Below are 20,746 nucleotides of genomic sequence, written 5' to 3'. Positions count from 1 at the left end.
TCTTCAACCGAGCGTCCCGGCGATCGCGTCGAGCCCGGCGGCCGCGCACGCCTGATCCCGCATTCCGTCGGGCGCGCCGCCGACGCCGATACCCGCGATCGACCCGCCGGCCGACTTCACGCTCACCCCGCCTGCGAGGAACAAGGTGCCGGGAAGGTCGGCGACCGTCGCGCCGTCGCCCTTGGCCCGTTCGCTCAGATCGCTGGTGTTCGCGCCGAACGCGGCAGCGGTGTACGCCTTCTGGCGGGCCGCCTCCACGGTGTGCTGAGCGGCATTGTCCCCGCGCAACATGGCCTGAACGTTGCCGGCACGATCGACCACCGACACGGTGACGAAGCCGAGCCCGTCGGCCTGGCACTTCGCGAGCGCCGCCTGCGCGGCGGCCTGCGCTGTGCCGATACCGAGACGGTTCTGGCTCACCACGCCGTCCGCACCGTCGATCGGGGCAGGCGCGGCGGCGGTCGCGAGCGGAGTGGACGTCGGACTCGCCTCGTCGGACGCGGACGTGCCGCACGCCGAGGTGGCGACGATCGCGGCGAGCGGGACGGTGATCGCCAGAACGCGGGGCAGGCGGTGGAAGGTGCGCATCGGAAGGCCTTTCGGGAAGTGACGAGCTGACGTGACCAGCCTGGCCCGGCGGTGCCGGTGACCGCATCGGGCCGACGGCGCCCCCGAACTCATCCGTCCGGTCCCGGCAGATCATCCGAACGGTGGATCCGCGAACTACGGCACATCCGTAGGATCACTCGACGTGACGACACCTGTGGACGGAGTGGACAGGCCGGACGGCGCGGGTCTGCGCGGCCCGCTCGCTACCGCCATCCATGTGTCGTTCTACGTCCTCCTCGCGACGTCGACGGCGCGATATCTGACCTACCACGGAGTGAGCGGACGGTTCATCGTGGTGGTCGCGTTGATCGCGGCGCTTGCCGCGTTGTACACGGTCACCGCCGTTGTCGCACGGCGGGGAGGCGTGTGGGAACCGTGGGTATGGCCGGTCCTGACGACGTGGGCAGTGCTCGTCTGGCTCGCGCCGAGTTTCGCCTGGTGCGCGTTTCCCATGTTCTTCCTGTGCACGCGGGCGTACCCGAGCCGGATCGCGTACCCGGTCGTCGGGGTTCTCGCCGTCCTCACCTCGGTGGCGTTCTTCACCTTCTCCGGCCGCACCGAGTGGGCCGTGCTGGTGGGACCGCTGTGCACCGGGGCGCTGATCGTCATGGCGTACAGCCAGATCGAGCGCGACGGCCGGGAACGGGTGCGACTGCTCCGCCAGGTGGCGGAGACCCGGTCCCGGCTCGCGGAAACCGAGCGGGAGGCGGGGGTGCTCGCCGAACGCGAACGACTGGCCCGCGAGATCCACGACACCGTGACGCAGGGGCTGACCAGCAGCCTGCTCCGGCTCGAGGCGGCCGAGCAGATCTGGGCGCAGGCAGATCCGCGGACGGAGGAGCGGGCACGTGAGGACGTCCGCGTGGCGACCGGAACGTTGCGCGAGAACCTGGCGGAAACACGCAGTCTCGTGCACCATCTCGCGGCGCCCAATCTGGAATCCCAGCCACTCGACGCGGCACTGCTCGCCGCCGCGCGTACCCACCACCCGCGGGCGGAGCTCCGGATCGTGGGCACTCCGATCGCGATTCCGGCGGAGGTGACGCATGCGCTGCTGCGGATCACCCAGAGCGCGCTGTCCAACATCGCCCGGCACGCCCACGCCGAGACCGTGGGTGTCACGTTGACGTACCTTCCGGACGCCGTCGCGCTCGACATCTTCGACGACGGCACCGGTTTCGAACCCCCGCCCGCCGGATCTCCCTCGGCGCGAGGCGGATACGGCCTGCGGGCGATGCGCAGTCGCGTCGAGCAACTGGGTGGCACGTTCACCGTCGAGAGCGCACCGGGCGAGGGCACCGTGGTGGCCGCCCAGATACCGTGCGCGAGAGGAACCGCGGCATGACGAGAGTGACCGTGCTGCTGGTCGACGACCATGTGGTCGTTCGTGCCGGGCTGCGAGCGCTTCTCGACTCGCAGCCGGACATCGAGGTGATCGCCGAGGCGGGCACGGGGGAGGAGGCGGTCGACGCGGTGAGCGCCTTCCGGCCGCAGCTCGTGACGATGGATCTCGCCCTGGGCGCCGGTATCGACGGGGTCGAGGCCATTCGCCGCATCCGGCAGGTCGATCGGGCCCTGCCGGTGCTGGTGTTCACGACCTACGACACGGATGCCGACGTGGTGCGCGCCATCGACGCCGGTGCCATCGGATACCTCCTGAAGGATTCGACACCCCAGGAGATCTTCGCGGCCGTGCGCGGCGCGGCCGCCGGCCAGAGTGTGCTGTCGCCGCCCGTCGCGTCGCGGCTACTGCAGCAGATGCAGCGCCCCGAGGAGGCCCTCACGCCGCGGGAGGCCGAACTGCTGACCCTGCTGGCCGAGGGCATGACCAACAAGGAACTCGGCAAAGCCCTCTTCATCAGCGAGGCGACGGTCAAGACCCATCTCGCCCACATCTACGCGAAACTCGGTGTCGACACCCGCGCCGCGGCGGTGTCCGTGGCCCTGCGACGGCAGGGCATTCGCTGAACCGAGGGGGTTCACAGCGGTACGCCGCATGAACCTTTTGGCAACGATTTGCCGAAGCCCTGTCGAACGGGTGTCCACGTGGTTATGTTCGACATGAGCGGTGACCTTCCGCTCGCACCATGAATTGCGTGTTGAGAGGACAAGCGCCATGGTCATGGACATCATCGGCACCATCATCTTCGGTGCGGTCATCGGCGTTCTGGCGCGTCTCGTGATTCCGGGAAAGCAGGCGATGGGTTGGATCATCACCGTCGTCCTCGGCATCATCGGTGCGCTGATCGGGTACTGGGTGTGGGAGGGGCTCCTCGACAAGGGGGACACCGGCGGAATCGACTGGATCCGGTGGATCATCAGCATCGCCGTAGCGGCCGTGCTGACCCTCGGATACACCTCGATGACGAGCAAGAACAGGGTGTAGGCGCCACATCGCACTGGCACGAGAAGGGCCCCGTCCGGTCAGGGCGGGGCCCTTCTGCGGCTTCGCCGCCCGTGAGTACTTATTAACCGCCGGACGTTAACAAGTACTCACGGGCGTAGGCAGAGAAGCGTCATGTCGCGCAGTACTTTCCGAGTGCGCGAGGGGGTCGTGGGATCGGCGCTGTGCGGGGTCGAGTTGATGAGCCCGAACGTGGCGTGTGCCTTGGTGCGGGCATCCGTCTCGTCCAGTGACGTGTCCACCTGCAGCAGCACCTTCACCCAGATCTCCACGTAGCGCCGCTGCGTCTGCCGGACCTCCCGGCGGGCCTCGGGGGGCAGGCTCTCCAGGTCCCGGTCCTGGATACGAATGAGGTCGGGTTCGCCGAGCGCGAAGTCCAGGTGGAAGTCGATCAGACCCTCGAGGGCCGCTTCCGGGGAGGCGGCCTCCGCCACGACGAGCGACCCGCCCTCGAGCAGTCGCGTGCTGATCCCGACGAGCAGTTCGACGAGGACGGCGTCCTTGTTGGGGAAGTGCCGGTACACGGCGGGGCCGCTGATTCCCGCCGCGGAACCGAGGTCCTCGAGGCGGACGCCGAGGAAGCCCCGTTCGGCGATGAGGCGGGCGGCGGCGTCGAGCAGTTGGCGGCGACGATCCGCCTTCATCTGTTCCCGGCGCGTGATCGGCGCTTCGGTGCCGTCGACGTCTGTGGTCATCGCCTTGCTCTTTCTCGGATGCGGTCTGGACAACTCAGTTAATCACAGTTATCTTAGATTCAGTTATCGAGTATTAACTCACTCGGCACGGGCGTCAAGACGAGAAGGCGGCAGGATGGCACTGAGCGGAACCACTGCACGGGAGGGCTACCGGGCAGAGCACACGAAATTGGTGGACGAGCTGAAGTCGAGGCTGGCCGTGGCCGCACTCGGCGGCAGCGAGAAGTCGCGCGAGCGGCACGTCAGCCGAGGCAAGCTCCTGCCCCGCGATCGAGTGGACACCCTGCTCGACCCCGGAAGCCCGTTCCTCGAGATCTCCCCGCTCGCGGCGAACGGCCTGTACGACGACGAATGCCCCGGCGCGGGCGTCATCGCCGGCATCGGCCGGGTGTCCGGCCGGGAATGTGTGATCGTCGCCAACGACGCGACCGTCAAGGGCGGCACCTACTACCCGATGACGGTGAAGAAGCACCTGCGGGCGCAGGAGATCGCGCTGCAGAACCAGCTACCGTGCATCTACCTCGTCGACTCCGGCGGCGCGTTCCTGCCCAGGCAGGACGAGGTGTTCCCGGACCGCGAGCACTTCGGCCGCATCTTCTACAACCAGGCCACGATGAGCGCGCAGGGCATCCCGCAGATCGCGGCGGTCCTCGGCTCGTGCACCGCGGGCGGCGCCTACGTGCCCGCGATGAGCGACGAGGCCGTCATCGTCCGCAACCAGGGCACCATCTTCCTGGGTGGCCCGCCGCTGGTGAAGGCCGCCACCGGTGAGGTCGTGACAGCGGAGGAGCTCGGCGGCGGCGACCTGCACTCGAAGGTCTCCGGCGTCACCGACCACCTCGCGGAGGACGACCAGGACGCGCTGCGGATCGTGCGGAACATCGTCGCGACCCTCGGCCCGCGCGCCGAGCGTCCGTGGGACGTGATCAGCGCCGTCCCCGCGTCGGCGCCGCAGACCGACCTCTACGACGTGGTCCCCACCGACCCGCGCACCCCGTACGACGTCCACGAGGTCATCGACCGCATCGTGGACGGAAGCGAGTTCCAGGAGTTCAAGGCGGAGTACGGCAAGACCCTGGTCACCGGTTTCGCGCACATCGAAGGCCACCCGGTCGGCATCGTCGCCAACAACGGCGTGCTGTTCGCCGAGTCCGCGATGAAGGGCGCGCATTTTATCGAACTGTGCGACAAGCGCAAGATTCCGCTTCTGTTCCTGCAGAACATCGCAGGCTTCATGGTCGGTCGCGACTACGAGGCCGGCGGCATCGCCAAGCACGGCGCCAAGATGGTGACCGCGGTGGCATGCGCCCGGGTTCCCAAGCTGACCGTCGTGATCGGCGGCTCCTACGGTGCGGGCAACTACTCGATGTGCGGGCGGGCGTACTCGCCGCGGTTCCTGTGGATGTGGCCTAACGCCCGGATCTCCGTGATGGGCGGCGAGCAGGCGGCATCGGTGCTCTCTACGGTGCGCAGCGAGCAACTCGACAGCGCGGGCAACCCGTGGTCGGCCGAGGACGAAGAGGCGTTCAAGGCGCCGATCCGCGAGCAGTACGAGGCGCAGGGTAATCCGTACTACTCGACGGCCAGGCTGTGGGACGACGGCATCATCGACCCCGCCGATACCAGAACTGTTCTCGGACTGGCGCTCTCGGTGTGTGCGAACGCACCGGTCGAGCCGGTCTCCTACGGCGTTTTCCGGATGTGAGTGGAATGACTGAAATGACTCGGATAGATACCGTCCTGGTAGCCAACCGCGGCGAGATCGCGGTGCGTGTGATCCGCACCCTGCGGGCCATGGGAATCCGTTCCGTCGCCGTGTTCAGCGAGGCGGACCGGGACGCGCGGCACGTCCGTGAGGCCGACACCGCGGTGCTGCTCGGCCCGGCCGCGGCCCGGGAGAGTTACCTCGTCATCGAGAAGGTGATTGCGGCGGCGCAGGCAACCGGCGCGCAGGCCATCCATCCCGGTTACGGGTTCCTGTCGGAGAACTCCAAGTTCGCCGGGGCCTGCGCGGACGCGGGAATCGCGTTCCTCGGCCCGTCCGCTCACGCGATCGAGGTGATGGGCGACAAGATCACCGCCAAGAACGCGGTGGCGAAGTTCGACGTGCCCGTCGTCCCCGGCATCGCCCGTCCCGGCCTGTCCGACGACGAACTGATCGCGGCCGCAGGCGACATCGGATACCCCGTCCTCGTCAAGCCGTCGGCAGGTGGCGGCGGCAAGGGCATGCGACTGGTGGAGGAGCCGGGCGCACTCGCCGAGGCACTGCGCAGCGCTCGGCGGGAGGCGGCGTCGGCGTTCGGCGACGACACGCTGTTCCTCGAGCGATTCGTGCTGCGGCCTCGGCACATCGAGGTGCAGATTCTCGCGGACGGGCACGGGAACGTCGTCCATCTCGGTGAGCGCGAATGCAGTCTGCAGCGTCGCCACCAGAAGGTCATCGAGGAGGCTCCGTCGCCGCTGCTGGACGAGGCGACGCGCGCCCGGATCGGTGAGGCCGCCTGCAACACGGCGCGCAGCGTCGACTACTCCGGAGCGGGAACGGTCGAGTTCATCGTCTCCGCCGACAAGCCCGACGAGTTCTTCTTCATGGAGATGAACACCCGGCTGCAGGTCGAGCACCCGGTCACCGAACTCGTCACGGGCCTGGACCTCGTCGAGTGGCAGGTGCGAGTGGCCGCCGGTGAGCCGCTCGGCTTCGCCCAGGACGACATCACCCTCACCGGTCACGCCATCGAAGCCCGCGTCTACGCCGAGGATCCGAGTCGCGGATTCCTCCCCACCGGCGGACTCGTGGCCGACGTCGTCGAACCCGCCGGCCCCGGTGTCCGGGTCGACTCCGGGCTGCAGCCCGGCACGGTGGTCGGCAGCGATTACGACCCGATGCTGGCGAAGGTCATCGCCCACGCCGACGACCGCGCCGGTGCGCTGCGCAAGCTGGACCGGGCACTGGCCGGCACCGGTGTGCTGGGAGTGGTCACCAACATCGAGTTCGCACGCTTCCTGCTCGCCGATCCCGACGTGGTGGCCGGCAACCTCGACACCGGTCTGCTCGACCGACGGCTCGAGGACTTCGTCGCCGCGGAGGCCACCGACGCCGCCCTGATCGCCGCTGCGGCTTTCCGCTGGTTGCAGCGCTGGCCCGAGCGGGCACAGGCCGATCCGTGGGACGTTCCCAGCGGCTGGCGGGTCGGGGTTCCCGCGCCCACCAGCATCCGGTTGTCGTCTGCCACCCGCACCGACCACGTGCGCATCACGGGCAGTCCGTCCGAGGCCACCGCGCAGGTGGAGGACGGCGACACCCTGTCCCTGACGGCGGCGCTCGACGGAACGACGCTGTCCGTGGTGATCGACGGCAGGCGCGAAACCTACCGGGTCGCCCAGACCGACGGGCACATCTGGCTCGCCGGTTCCGACGGCACGACGATGCTGCGTGAGGTCCGCGAACTCAGTGTCCGCACCGGCGACGTCCACGCCGGCGAGGCCGAGATCACCAGCCCCATGCCCGGATCCGTCATCGCCGTCGGCGCCGAGGCAGGCGCCCACGTCACCGCGGGCCAGAGCCTCGTCGTGGTCGAGGCGATGAAGATGGAGCACTCGCTCACCGCCCCCGTCGACGGCGTCGTCGACATCCTCGTCGCACCCGGTGACCAGGTGATGGTCGACCAGCTGCTCGCACGAGTCACCCCGCACACCGACACCACCGACACGAAAGAAGACGCGTCATGACCGAATTCCTTGCCACCGGCCAGCTTCCCGACGAGTACCAGCAGTTGGCGAAGACCGTCGCCGATTTCGCCAAGAACGTGGTGGCACCGGTCGCGGCGGAACACGATGCCAATCACACGTTCCCGTACGAGGTGGTGGCGGGAATGGCCGACATGGGCCTGTTCGGCCTGCCGTTCCCGGAGGAGTACGGCGGAATGGGCGGCGACTACTTCGCCCTCTGCCTGGCACTCGAAGAACTGGGCAAGGTCGACCAGAGTGTCGCGATCACCCTGGAAGCCGGCGTGTCGCTGGGTGCGATGCCGATCTACCGGTTCGGCAACGAGGAGCAGAAGCAGGAGTGGCTGCCGCAGCTGACGAGCGGCAAGAGCCTGGCCGCGTTCGGGCTCACCGAGCCGGGTGCCGGAAGCGATGCCGGCGGGACGAAGACCACCGCGAAGTTCGACAGCGGTGAGTGGATCATCAACGGCAACAAGCAGTTCATCACCAACTCCGGCACCGACATCACCAAGCTCGTCACCGTTACCGCGGTGACCGGTACGAAGGACGGCAAGAAGGAGATCTCCACCATCCTCGTGCCGACGTCGACGCCGGGCTTCACCGCCGAGCCGGCGTACAACAAGGTCGGCTGGAACGCCTCCGACACCCACCCGCTCACGTTCTCGGACGTGCGCGTTCCCGAGGAGAATCTGCTCGGCGAGCGTGGCCGCGGGTACGCGAACTTCCTGCGGATCCTCGACGAGGGCCGCATCGCCATCGCCGCGCTCAGCGTCGGAGCCGCCCAGGGATGCGTCGACGAGTCGGTCAAGTACGCCAAGGAACGCGAGGCGTTCGGACGGCCCATCGGCCACAACCAGGCCATCGCCTTCAAGATCGCCCGCATGGAGGCGCGCGCCCACACCGCGCGCACCGCCTACTACGACGCCGCTGCCCGGATGTTGTCCGGCAAGCCGTTCAAGAAGCAGGCCGCCATCGCCAAGCTCGTCGCCTCCGAGGCCGCGATGGACAACGCCCGGGACGCCACCCAGATCCACGGCGGCTACGGATTCATGAACGAGTACACCGTGGCCCGGCACTACCGTGACAGCAAGATCCTGGAGATCGGCGAGGGCACCACCGAGGTGCAGCTGATGCTGATCGCGCGGGAGGCGGGCCTGTGACCGCGACGACCGAACCGAAGCGAATCGTCCAGCGGGGCCTGTGGTTCGAGGAGTTCGAGCTGGGAGCGGTGTACGAGCACCGTCCCGGCCGGACCGTCACGGAGGCCGACAACGTCCTCTTCACGACGCAGACGATGAACACGCAGGCACTGCACCTGGACGCCGCGTACAGCGAGAACACCCAGTTCGGTGAGCGCCTCGTCAACTCGATGTTCACCCTCTCGACCGTGGTCGGGTTGTCGGTGGCACAACTGACGCAGGGGACGATCGTCGCGAATCTGGGGTTCTCGGAGATCAGTTTCCCGAAGCCGCTGTTCCACGGCGACACGCTCTACGCGGAGACGAAGATCGTGGACAAGCGCGAGTCGAAGAGCAGGCCCGGCGAGGGCATCGTCACGCTCGAGCACACCGGCCGCAACCAGAACGGCGACGTGGTGGCGATCGCGGTCCGCAAGACCCTCGTCCAGAAGAGGCCGTCGTGAGCTGGGAACTGCCCGGGCCCGCCTGGTTGTTCTGCCCGGCCGACCGGCCCGAACGGTATGCGAAAGCGGCTGCGGCAGCCGACGTCGTGATCCTCGACCTCGAGGACGGGGTGGCGCCCGCGGACAAGGAAGCGGCGCGGGTCGCCCTGATCGACACCCCGCTGGATCCGGATCGCACGGTGGTGCGGGTCAATCCGGTCGGAACCGAGGACCACGAGCGCGATCTGCTGGCACTCGACGGCACCCGCTACACGAGGCTGATGCTGGCCAAGTGCGAGTCCGCCGACCAGGTGCTGTCGTTGGCGCCGCGTGAGGTGATCGCCCTCGTCGAGTCGCCTCTCGGTGCGCTCGCGGTGAGCGAGATCGCGCTCGCGGCGAGCACGATCGGCGTGATGTGGGGCGCCGAAGATCTCGTGGCGGCGATGGGTGGTAACTCCAGTCGTCGCCGCGAGGACGGCAGCTATCGTGACGTCGCCGATCACGTGCGGTCGTCGACACTGCTGGCCGCCAAGGCGTATCACCGGCTCGCCCTGGATTCCGTCTATCTCGACATCAAGGACCTCGACGGGTTGCGTGCCGAGGCGGTCGACGCCGTCGCCGTCGGATTCGACGTCAAGGTCGGCATCCATCCCAGCCAGATCGCGGTGATCCGGGAGGCGTACGCGCCGTCCGACGAGGACGTCGACTGGGCCACGCGGGTTCTCGCCGCCGTCGCCGACGAACGGGGAGTCTTCGCGTTCGAGGGAAAGATGGTGGACGCGCCGGTCCTGCGTCACGCCGAGGCGATCCTGCGCCGCTCCCAGGTCGATTCGAAGGGGAAGAGCACGTCCGAGTCCCCGCGGTAGGCGGCGAAAGAGCGCGGAACTGCCGCGCTCTCGGGGAAGATGGTGCCCATGACTGCCGATCCGCAATGGGTGCCCACCGAATCCGACGTGCGCGACGCGGTCGTCACCGACTTCGCCCGGTTCGTCGCACGGCGTCACAGCGTCCGGGTCGACGACTACCGGGCGCTGTGGCGCTGGTCGATCGCCGACCCGGCGGCGTTCTGGCAGGACGTGTGGGACTACTTCGAGATCCGGTCCGCCACCGACCCCGGACCGGCCCTCGCGGACGACGCGATGCCGGGTGCCGTCTGGTTCCCCGGGGCGACCCTCAACTACGTCGACCACGTCTTCCGGAACGCCCGCCCCGGCACACCGGCGATCCTGTACGCGGGTGAGGGCGCCACCGACGTCTCCGTCGGGTGGGACGAGTTGCGGTCCGCGGTGGCGGGCCTCGCCGCGACTCTCCGCGAGCACGGAGTCGGGGTCGGTGACCGGGTCGTCGGCTACCTCCCGAACATTCCCGAGGCCGTCGTCGCGTTCCTCGCCACGGCGTCGCTCGGTGCCGTGTGGGCCGCGTGCGGACAGGACTACTCCGCGCCGGCCGCGCTCGATCGACTGGGTCAACTGGACCCGAAAGCGTTGATCACCGCGGACGGCTACCGGTTCGGGGGCAAGGAACACGATCGGCTCGCCGCGGCCGCCGACCTGCGCGGCGGATTGCCGTCGTCGGCCCTCACCGTGGTCGTGCCGCATCTCGATCCGGACAGTGCCGTCGACGGCACCCTCACCTGGGCGGATGCCACCGGCCGGGACGCCGTACTCGAGTCCGTCGCCGTCCCGTTCGACCACCCGCTGTGGGTGGTGTTCTCCTCGGGGACCACGGGCCTGCCGAAGGGCATCGTGCACGGTCACGGCGGCGTCCTCCTCGAACACGTGAAGTCGCTCGCGCTCCAACTCGACATCCGCCGCGACGACACCCTGTTCTGGTACACCAGTCCCAGTTGGATGATGTGGAACTTCCAGACGGCGGGCCTGCTGGTGGGGGCCACCATCGTCACCTACGACGGAAGTCCGTCCTATCCGACGCCGGATGCGTTGTGGTCCTTGGTGTCACGACTGGGTGTGACCGTGGTCGGCACCAGTCCCGGCTATGTTCTCGCGTGCGACAAGGCGGGTGTGGTCCCCGTGCGCGAGCACGATCTGAGCGCACTTCGGGCGGTGGGGGTGACCGGGTCCACGCTGCCGGCGGCGTCGTCACTGTGGTTGTCCGAGAACGTCGGTCGCCGCGTTCCCGTCGTGTCGATCACCGGTGGGACCGACGTGGTGTCGGCGTTCGTCGGGGGAGCGCGGAACATACCGGTCTGGCCGGGGGAGCTGTCCGCCCCCTGCCTGGGTGTCGCCGTCGACGCGTTCGACGAGTCGGGGCAACCGGTGCGAGGGGAGGTCGGTGAACTGGTCGTGACGGCGCCGATGCCGTCCATGCCGGTGTCGTTCTGGAACGATCCGGACGGAAAGCGGTACCGCGAGGCATATTTCGATGTCTTCCCCGGAGTGTGGCGGCACGGCGACTGGATCACGATCACCGATCGCGGGACCGTCCTGATGCACGGGAGGTCCGATTCCACCTTGAATCGCAACGGGATTCGGATGGGTAGCGCCGACATCTACCAGGTGGTGGAGAAGCTCCCGGAGGTCGCCGAAGCGCTTGTCGTCGGTGTCGACCTGGCGGACGGCGGATACTGGATGCCGCTGTTCGTGGTCCTGTCGGAGGGGGCGGAACTCGACGACGCGCTGAAGCAGCGTATCCGTGCCGCGATTCGTGAGCAGGCCTCTCCGCGGCATGTGCCCGACGACATCATCGAGGCGCCCGGTATCCCGCACACCCGGACCGGCAAGAAGCTCGAGGTGCCCCTCAAGCGCATTTTCCAGGGAGCGGATGCGGGGCGCACGGTGGACCGCAGCGCCGTGGACGACCCCGGTCTGCTCGATTGGTTCGCGAGCCACGGACGGTGAGCGGCGAGTCCCTCGATGTCAGTGTCGTTGGGCGGCAAAGTTAGGTTAGTCTTACTTCGATTACTCGTTGGTAGAAGTGTGCTTCCCGACGTCGACGCGCCCCCGAATGTGAGAAATCTCCCGTCTGCCTGCGATCGGTCACGCGTCAGCGATCGCGACTAATCGGACATCGAGAGTGTCGCGCACCGGGAGGGTGTTCCAGATGCTGGGATACAACCGTGGTGTCGTCGGTTCACCTCCCTTCGCCGGGGGCGCGTGTCTGCGTCCTCGTGGCAGGTCAGCGGCCGATCTTCCGGAGCCCGGGTGCTCACGTGAACGTCCAAGTTTCCGTTCGAGGCGGATGCGTGACGGGCCTGGTCGGTTATTCCCGGTGTGCAACTTCGGGTGCTCTTCATTTTGAGACCTGTGCGGGGCTTTGGTAGACACGGTGGTTGGCAAAAACTGCGGTCACGGGGGGCAGTGAGTGTTCAACGCCGCGGCCGGTCATCAGATCGGCTGCACCGTGCGCGGATAACAGTCGGGAGGTGGAACATGAAACTGGATACGACAGTTGTACACCTTGCGAAATTCCGACTCTCGGTACGGTATCCGTATTCTGGTTGTACACAGTGCCCGGAATGTGGTTCGGCCTGTTGAATATGTGCGCGTCGAAGATCGAATTCAGGCCTGGTTCTGGAAGTATCGAGGGTTGGGTACGTCACACCGGCGCCGGTAACGGCAGTGGATCCGACACCGATGTAATTCCCGGCGCTACCGCAGAACCGTACGAACCGAGATTGTCACCCCCGAGCGAGAGGAGGCCGAAGCAATGATCGCGACGATGTTTCGCTCCTCCACCAGCGCCGTAGACTCGGCTCTCGACTCGGAGGATGACGAGCACCGATTGGGTGGCCGCTTGTTGGATCGATGAGAGAACGGAGCCACGTATGAACCCGCTCACCGCAAGTAGTTCGGGATGTAAGGGCCTTGGAGTGTTCAGCGTCGCAGGCAATCGGGTTTCGGACGATCGTCTGATATCGACTCCGAGTGTGGTGGAACTCTTCGATCAGCGCAGGGCGTCCCATGCCCGGCACGTCACCGCTCCGCGAGATGCTTCGAACCGGCAAGGCTTGTTCATGTGATGGCGTTCATCGGAAGACCGGCCCACGACGTAGTCCGTGGGACCGAGAGCTACGAATCACCAAAGACACAGGCGGCAGTCGCCACGCGTTCGAGAACGGAGTAACCCTTGGGGTCGGGACAAGCAGCGGGTAGTAGCGGTGCTCCGGAAGGAGCGTTTCCGCTGTCGGCTGCGCAGCGTGGCATCTGGTTCGCGCAACACGCGATGGGCGACGTTCCTCTCACCATCGCCCAGTACATCGAGCTTCGCGGTGACATCGACCTCGACCTGTTGACCGAGGCCAGCAAGCGCACCGGCCGGGAGTTCGGCTCCGGCTTCCTCCGCCTCGTCGAGATCGACGGCGTTCCGTACCAGTACGTCGACAAGGCGCTCGACGACGCCATCACCTATGTCGACCTCCGCGCCGAGAACGATTCCGTCGACGCCGCCGAGAAGTGGATGCGGGCCAACTACAGCGCCCCCGTCGACCTCCTCGAGGACCGCCTCGTCGTGGTCTACCTGCTCCACGTCGGGGAGAATCACTACTTCTGGTTCTGCCGCATCCATCACATCGCGCTCGACGGTTTCGGCGCGATGGCGCTGATCGCTCGCATCGCCGAGATCTACACCGCACTGGTCGAGGGCACCGAGCCGCCGGCCTGCCGCGCCGAGGACCTGGTCCGGATCGTCGAGGACGAGCAGCGGTACCGCAACTCCGAGCGGTTCGCGAAGGATCGCGAATACTGGGCCGAACGCACCGCGCACCTGCCCGAGGCTCCGAGCCTCGCCGGTCGCGCGGCCATGGTGGGCAAGTTCGCGCGGCTCTCCTCCGAGGCCCTGCCCGAGTCCACCGCCACCCTGCTCGACGAGGCGCTCGGCGGCAGCAACGCCAGCTCCGCACCCATCGTGGTGGCCGCATTCGCCGCGTACCTGGCCCACATGACCGACCGGACGGACGTCGTCCTCAGCCTCCCGGTCTCGGCGCGCACCACCGCCACGCTGCGTCGCTCCGGCGGAATGGTGTCGAACATCGTTCCGCTCCGACTCCAGATCACCCCGGAGATGACCGTCCCCGAGCTGGTCAAGAGCGTCCAGATCGAGCTCACCGGCGCCCTGCGCCGCCAGCGGTACCGCCACGAGGACATCCGCCGGGACGCGGGAGCGCCCCAGGGGCAGCGTGGCTTCTTCGGTCCCTCGATCAACATCATGATGTTCCACAGCGAGATCAAGCTGGGGACGGTCACCGGACACCAGAACGTCCTCACCACCGGACCGGTCGAAGATCTCTCGCTGAACATCTACCAGGGTGTGGCGGGCAGCAAGATCCACATCGACTTCGAGGCCAACCCCAACCTGTACTCCGCCGACGAGCTGGACCGTCACCACAGCCGCTTCTTCGACTTCTTCGAGCGCTTCCTCGGCGCCGGCGACGACGCCTCGGTGTCGGACCTGGCCGCGATGAGCCACGAGGAACGCGGACAGGTCGTGACCGGGTGGAACGGCGACGTCGTGACCCCGCCGGCGGGGACCGTCGTCGACTTGTTCGACGCCCAGGTCGGGCGCACGCCCGACGCGACGGCACTCGTCTTCGACGGCGAGGAGCTCACATATGCCGAGTTCGACGCGCGGGTGAACCGTCTCGCCCGGACGCTGATCGGCAGGGGGGTGGGTCCGGAGACGAAGGTCGCCCTCGCGATCCGCCGCTCGCTCGACTCCATGGTCGCGATGTACGCCGTCGTCAAGGCGGGCGGCGCGTACGTGCCCCTCGACCCCGACCACCCCGCCGAGCGCACGGCGTACGTGCTCGAGAGTGCCCGCCCGCTGTGCATCCTCACGGTCGCGCGCGACGACCTCGTCTTTCCCGCCGATCAGGACGTCCTGGAGATCGACGCCCTGGATCTGAGCGGCGCCCCGGCCGGCCCGATCCGCGACGACGAACGGGCAGCCGATCTGCGGCCGGCGAACCCGGCCTACGTCATCTACACGTCCGGGTCCACCGGACGTCCGAAGGGCGTGGCGGTGAGCCACGCTTCGGTCCTGAACCAGGTCACGTGGATCGCGTCGCGCTACGGGCTCGATGCGAACGATGTCGTGCTGCAGAAGACCCCGACGACGTTCGACGTGTCGGTGTGGGAACTGTTCGCCGCACTCGCCTCCGGGTCGCGCCTGGTGATCGCCGCACCCGAGGGGCATCGCGACCCCGCCTACCTCGCCGACGTGATCGCGCGCGAGAAGGTCACGGCGACGTCGTTCGTCCCGTCGATGCTGTCGGTGTTCGTCGCCGAAGCGGACCGCGAACAACTCGTCAGCCTGCGCGTCGTTCTCGTTGCGGGCGAGGCGTTTCCGCCTGCCGTCGCCGCAACGTTCCGCGCGAAGTCCGACGCCGGGTTGCACAACCTGTACGGCCCCACCGAGTTCACCGTGCACGCCACCGCAGGCGAGGTGGATCGGGAGACCCTCCACACGATTCCCATCGGCACCCCGGTGTGGAACACCGAGGCGTACGTGCTCGACGGCCACCTCCGGCCCGCTCCCATCGGATCCGCGGGAGAGCTCTATCTCGCGGGCGCCCAGGTCGCGCGCGGCTACGAGGGCAGGCCGGAACTCACGGCAGAACGCTTCGTGGCCAATCCCTTCGGCGCCGCGGGAACCCGTCTGTACCGCACCGGCGACCTCGTCAAGTGGCGCGTCGACGGCAGCATCGAGTACCTCGGTCGCACCGACTTCCAGGTGAAGGTGCGCGGCCTGCGCATCGAACTGGGCGAGATCGAGGCCGCGATGTCCTCGTATCCCCATGTGGCGCAGTCGGTTGCGGTCGTGCACGACAGCTCCCTGGGGCAGCGGCTCGTCGGTTATGTCGTCCCCGAACCCGGTTCGGCGGTGGACGTCGAGGATCTGACGGTCCACGTCGGCCGCGCGGTGCCCTCGTACATGGTTCCCGACGCCGTCGTGGTGATCGCCGAGATGCCGGTCGGAGCGAGCGGCAAACTCGACCGGAAGGCCTTGCCCGAACCGACGTTCGCCGCGGAGTCCAGTGAGTACGTGGCCCCTCGCAGCACCATGGAGGAGTCGATCGCAGGACTGTTCGCCGAGGTTCTCGGTCTGCCGCGGGTCAGTGTCGGTGACTCGTTCTTCGCGCTCGGTGGCGACAGCATCGTCTCGATCCAGCTGGTGTCCCGCGCGAAGGAAGCCGGTGTCCTGTTCACGGCCCGCGACGTCTTCGAGCGCAAGACCGTGGCCTCGCTCGCCGAGGTCGCGAAGTCGGCATCCGAGTCGGCGACGGTGCACGTCCTCGAGGAACTTCCGGGCGCCGGTATCGGCACGATGCCGCTGACACCGGTCGTGCACTGGATGACGGAACTCGGCGGCGACTTCCACCGCTTCTCCCAGTCCATTCTCCTGGCACTGCCGCCGAAGGTGGAGCGGGACCGCCTGGTGCGCACGCTGGCGGCCGTCGTCGATCGTCACGACGCTCTGCGTTCGTCGTTGCGCCGCACCGACTCTCCGGCCGGATGGTCGCTGGAGGTCGCACCGATCGGCTCCGTCGACGTCGACCGGCTCGTCGATCGCGTCGAGTTCAGCGAGGGACCCGGCACCGACTCGTTCGAGGCGCTGGCCGCGCACGCTCTCGAGCGCACGGTGGACACGCTGGACCCGGCGACCGGCAGCGTGGTGCGTTTCGTCTGGTTCGCGCCCGCAGAGGATGCCGGAGATCTCGCACCGCGGGACGGCGCGGACGCCGACAGCGGGGAGGGCGAGAGCACCCCGCAGTCGGGACGACTGCTCGTCGTGATCCACCACCTCGCCGTGGACGGGGTGTCCTGGCGAGTGCTGGTGCCCGACTTCGCATCCGCGTGGGCGCAGATCGCCGCCGGGGCCGACCCGCTGCTCCCGGCGGTCGGCACGTCGGTGCGCCGCTGGGCGCACGGCCTCGCCGACAACGCCCGGAGCGCCCGCCGCGTGGCCGAACTCGACCACTGGCGCACCACTCTCGACGGTGCGGACCCGCTGATCGGTTCGCGCGCCCTCGACGGACGCGACACGGTCTCGACCACCGGCCGGGTCCGCTTGGAGGTCCCGGCCGACGTCACCGACGGTCTGCTGACCGACGTGCCGCGCGCGTTCCACGGCGGCGTCAACGACGGTCTCCTCACCGCCCTCGCCCTTGCCGTCGCGGCGTGGCGCGCGGAACGCGGCGTCACCGAGTCCTCCACCCTCGTGCACCTCGAAGGCCACGGCCGCGAGGAGACGGTGCTGCCCGGCGCCGATCTCTCCCGCACGGTCGGCTGGTTCACCAGCATGTTCCCGGTCCGGTTGTCGGCGCCCGGCGTCGACGTGCGCGACGCCCTCGCCGGCGGTGCGGCCGCAGGCCGGGCCGTCAAGTCGGTGAAGGAACAACTCGCCCGGGTACCCGAGCACGGCATCGGTTACGGAATGCTGCGATTCCTCAACGCCGAGACCCGCGCGGTTCTCGCCGCGTTGCCGAGCCCGCAGATCAGTTTCAACTACCTCGGTCGCGTGTCGGTGGGCGAGATCCCCGACGCGTTCCGGGCGGCGGGCTGGGTACCCGACACCGACACGATGGAGCTGACCGGTACCCGCAACAGCGAGATGCCGGTGCACTTCGCCCTCGACATCAACGCGATGATCGTGGATGTCGAAGGAGAACAGCGACTTTCGGCCACCGTCGACTTCCCCCAGGGCGTCCTCACCGACGCCGAGGTCGGCGAGCTCACGGGCCTGTGGACACGCGCGCTCGAAGGGCTCGTCGAACACACGAAGCGGCCCGGAGCCGGTGGCCGGACGCCGTCGGACCTCGACCTCGTGTCCCTGAGTCAGAGCCGGATCGACACCCTCGAGAGCGACTACCCCTCGCTCGCCGACGTCTGGTCGCTGGCCCCGCTGCAGGTGGGCTTGCTGTTCCACGCGTCGCTGGCCGGTACCGCCACCGACGTGTACACCACCCAGCTCGTGATGGACCTGGGCGGATCCGTCGACACCGACCGCCTCCGCCGTGCCGCGGAGTCACTCGTCGCGAGGCACCCCAACCTGCGCACCGCGTTCGTCGCGGGCGACGACGGCACCGGCATGCAGGTGGTCGTCGACCGGGTGGACGTGCCGTGGACGCACGTCGACCTCTCGGCCGCGTGCGAGTCCGATCGTGCTGCGGAACTCGAGGCGCTGATGCTCGCGAACCGGACCGACCGGTTCGACATGACTGCGCCGCCTCTCGTTCGGTTCCTGCTGGTCGAGACGGGCGAGGACCGCTACCGGTTCGCCGTCACCAACCACCACATCCTCCTCGACGGCTGGTCGCTGCCGATCCTCATCCAGGATCTGCTGACCCTGTACGCGGTGGACGGCGACGAACTGGCACTGCCGCAGCCGCGTCCGTACCGCAGCTACCTCGAGTGGCTGTCCGCGCAGGACCCGCAGGTGCCCGTGGCCGCGTGGACGAAGGCCCTGGGCGGTATCGAGGAGCCCACCCTCCTCGCACCCGCGCACGCGGAGACCGCGCCGACGCTCACCCCCGGTGAGCTGGTGATCGACCTGCCGGACGACCTGCTCGCCGACATGACGGCGCGCTCGCGCGAACTCGGTGTCACCATGAACACCCTTGTCCAGGCCGCGTGGGGAATCGTGCTGGGCAGGCTGACCGGACGGGACGACGTGGTGTTCGGCACCACCGTCTCGGGTCGTCCGCCGCAGGTGCCCGGCATCGAGTCCATGCTCGGGCTGTTCATCAACACTCTGCCGGTGCGGGTCCGCGTCCGTGCCGGCGACGCCGTCCGCACCCTGCTCGACCGCATCCAGCACGAGCAGACAAAGTTGCTCGATCACCATCACGTCGGGCTCACCGACATCCAGCAGGGACTCGGCCTCGGGGCGCTGTTCGACACGCTGATGGTCTACGAGTCCTACCCGCTCGACCGTGAGGCGCTCACGAAGAGCAGCGACATCGAGGGTCTCCGCGTTCTCGACGTGACGTCCAACGACGCCACGCACTACCCGCTGGCGATCGTCGCGATGACCGACCCGCGGCTGCACCTGACGGCCAAGTTCCTTCCCGAGATCTTCGAGGCCGCCGAGGTCGAGGAGATCATGGAGCGGGTCGTCCGCGTGCTCGGTGCGCTGTCCGGGGACGTCGACACGCTCGTCGCGGACATCGACATCCTCGCTCCCGGTGAGCGTGCGTCCTTGCTGGCGGCGCACGGCACCGACGCCGTCGCACCGCTGTCGCTGCCGGAGATCCTCGCCGCGACCGCGGCCGAGAACGGCGAGCGCACCGCGCTGGTCGCGGACGGCGAATCGCTGACCTACGCGGAACTCGACGCGCGCTCGAACCGGCTCGCCCGGGTTCTCGTCGATCGCGGTGTGGGACCGGAAACGTCGGTGGCGCTCGGGATGACGCGCTCGCTGCACTCGGTGATCGCAACGTGGGCCGTGGCCAAGGCCGGCGGCACCTTCGTGCCCGTCGACCCCCGCTACCCGTCCGAGCGCATCGCGCACATGGTCGCCGACTCCGGTGCGATTCTCGGCCTGACCGTGGCCGCCCAGCGGGACACCCTTCCCTCGGACGTCGAATGGCTCGCCCTCGATTCGTCCGAGTGCGACGCGCTGTGCGCCCCGAAGTCGGCGGATCCGGTCACGGATTCCGAGCGGACCGCGTCGGTGCAGCTCGAGCACCCGGCGTACATGATCTACACGTCCGGTACCACCGGTCTGCCCAAGGGCGTCGTCGTCACCCACGCCGGTCTGGCCAACTTCTCCGCCGAGCAGCGCACCCACTACGGGGTGAGCCCGTCGGCGCGGACCCTGCACTTCGCGTCCCCGAGCTTCGACGCGTCCGTCCTCGAACTGCTGCTCGCCTTCGGCTGCGGCGCGACGATGATCGTCGCCCCCGCAGACCTGTACGGCGGCGAGGAACTCCGAAACTTCCTCGCGGACAACGAGATCACCCACGCCTTCGTCACGCCCGCCGCGCTCGCGTCGGTGGAGCCGGCCGGACTCGACCGGCTCGAGGTCGTCGTGGCCGGCGGCGAGGCGTGCCCGCCGGAACTGGTGGAACGCTGGGCGCCGGGTCGCCGGATGTACAACGGTTACGGACCCACCGAGGCCACCGTCATGAGCAACGTCAGCAACCTGCTGGTGCCCGGGAGCCGGGTCGAGATCGGCGGTCCCGTCTGCGGTGTCACCGTCTACGTTCTCGACGAACTGCTGCGCCCGGTACCCGTCGGCGTGGCGGGGGAGTTGTACATCGCAGGCCCCGGCCTCGCCCGCGGCTACCACGACCGTCTCGGCCTCACTGCCGAACGATTCGTCGCGAACCCGTTCGGCGACAGCGGCAGCCGGATGTACCGCACGGGCGACGTCGTCCGGTTCGTCGTCGACCACGGGCACCGTGCCGGCTACGGCGTGGAGTACGTCGGTCGCAGTGACTTCCAGGTGAAGGTCCGTGGTTTCCGGATCGAACTCGGCGAGATCGACGCCGTTCTGGTCAAGCACCCGGACCTCGAGTTCGCGGCCACCCTCGGCACGTCGATGCCGTCGGGTTCGACCGCCCTCGTGTCGTACGTGCTGCCGACCGCGGGCGCCGCGGTGGACGTCGCCGAGGTGACGCATTTCGTCGGCGACATGCTTCCGGCGCACATGGTGCCGAGCGCGGTCGTCGTCCTCGACGAGATCCCGCTCACCACCGCAGGCAAACTTGACCGGAAGGCCCTGCCCGAGCCC

12 protein-coding genes (1 of these 12 cut by a window edge) are annotated in these 20,746 nt (G+C 68.4%); 10 read left to right on the top strand and 2 right to left on the bottom strand.

The features are described 5' to 3' along the window. Positions 1 to 3: 3 nt before the first annotated feature. A complete protein-coding gene (locus tag JVH1_RS05865; RefSeq protein ID WP_009479328.1) occupies positions 4 to 588 on the bottom strand; it encodes a heme-binding protein in 585 nt (194 codons plus the stop codon). 163 nt (positions 589 to 751) lie between these two features. On the opposite strand from JVH1_RS05865, the gene JVH1_RS05860 reads away from it, so the two are divergent. The 3 genes from JVH1_RS05860 to JVH1_RS05850 all read left to right on the top strand — a co-directional run bounded on the left by JVH1_RS05860 (position 752) and on the right by JVH1_RS05850 (position 2,995). Further along, the gene (locus JVH1_RS05860; protein WP_009479329.1) at positions 752 to 1,954 is read left to right on the top strand and encodes a sensor histidine kinase; all 1,203 of its coding nucleotides are present in this window, start codon (positions 752 to 754) and stop codon (positions 1,952 to 1,954) included. Beyond that, complete coding sequence (locus JVH1_RS05855) at positions 1,951 to 2,577, top strand: response regulator transcription factor (RefSeq protein WP_009479330.1); 627 nt, start codon at positions 1,951 to 1,953, stop codon at positions 2,575 to 2,577. The genes JVH1_RS05860 and JVH1_RS05855 overlap by 4 nt, the downstream gene beginning before the upstream one ends. A 148-nt stretch (positions 2,578 to 2,725) precedes the next feature. Then, complete coding sequence (locus JVH1_RS05850) at positions 2,726 to 2,995, top strand: GlsB/YeaQ/YmgE family stress response membrane protein (RefSeq protein ID WP_009479331.1); 270 nt, start codon at positions 2,726 to 2,728, stop codon at positions 2,993 to 2,995. A 107-nt stretch (positions 2,996 to 3,102) separates the two neighbouring features. Here JVH1_RS05850 and JVH1_RS05845 read toward each other — a convergent pair whose 3' ends face one another. Next, the gene (locus JVH1_RS05845; RefSeq protein WP_009479332.1) at positions 3,103 to 3,708 is read right to left on the bottom strand and encodes a TetR/AcrR family transcriptional regulator; all 606 of its coding nucleotides are present in this window, start codon (positions 3,706 to 3,708) and stop codon (positions 3,103 to 3,105) included. A gap of 115 nt (positions 3,709 to 3,823) precedes the next feature. Here JVH1_RS05845 and JVH1_RS05840 point away from each other — a divergent pair, with 115 nt between their 5' ends. The 7 genes from JVH1_RS05840 to JVH1_RS05810 all read left to right on the top strand — a co-directional run. Continuing rightward, entirely contained in the window at positions 3,824 to 5,413 is a 1,590-nt protein-coding gene (locus JVH1_RS05840; protein WP_009479333.1) for a carboxyl transferase domain-containing protein, read from the top strand. Positions 5,414 to 5,427: 14 nt separating this feature from the next. After that, a complete protein-coding gene (locus JVH1_RS05835) occupies positions 5,428 to 7,437 on the top strand; it encodes an acetyl/propionyl/methylcrotonyl-CoA carboxylase subunit alpha (RefSeq protein ID WP_009479334.1) in 2,010 nt (669 codons plus the stop codon). After that, positions 7,434 to 8,594, top strand: a complete 1,161-nt coding sequence (locus JVH1_RS05830; RefSeq protein ID WP_009479335.1) for an acyl-CoA dehydrogenase family protein — start codon at positions 7,434 to 7,436, stop codon at positions 8,592 to 8,594. Before JVH1_RS05835 ends, JVH1_RS05830 begins: the two co-directional genes overlap by 4 nt. Beyond that, positions 8,591 to 9,076 carry a MaoC family dehydratase gene (locus JVH1_RS05825; RefSeq protein WP_009479336.1) on the top strand — a complete coding sequence of 162 codons (486 nt, stop codon included), beginning with the start codon at positions 8,591 to 8,593 and terminating at the stop codon, positions 9,074 to 9,076. Before JVH1_RS05830 ends, JVH1_RS05825 begins: the two co-directional genes overlap by 4 nt. Beyond that, a complete protein-coding gene (locus JVH1_RS05820; protein WP_009479337.1) occupies positions 9,073 to 9,921 on the top strand; it encodes a CoA ester lyase in 849 nt (282 codons plus the stop codon). Before JVH1_RS05825 ends, JVH1_RS05820 begins: the two co-directional genes overlap by 4 nt. A gap of 48 nt (positions 9,922 to 9,969) precedes the next feature. After that, entirely contained in the window at positions 9,970 to 11,913 is a 1,944-nt protein-coding gene (locus tag JVH1_RS05815) for an acetoacetate--CoA ligase (RefSeq protein WP_043782016.1), read from the top strand. Between the two features lie 1,324 nt (positions 11,914 to 13,237). After that, a protein-coding gene (locus JVH1_RS05810; protein WP_009479342.1) for a non-ribosomal peptide synthase/polyketide synthase crosses the window boundary here: on the top strand, positions 13,238 to 20,746 show its 5' portion. 26,217 nt of this gene lie beyond the right edge of the window; the window shows 7,509 of its 33,726 coding nt (coding positions 1-7,509); its start codon is at positions 13,238 to 13,240; its stop codon lies beyond the right edge, outside the window.

It is taken from the genome of Rhodococcus sp. JVH1, from assembly GCF_000280725.2.
Taxonomy (GTDB): domain Bacteria; phylum Actinomycetota; class Actinomycetes; order Mycobacteriales; family Mycobacteriaceae; genus Rhodococcus_F; species Rhodococcus_F jostii_A.
This window is presented reverse-complemented; position numbering and strand designations above follow the sequence as displayed.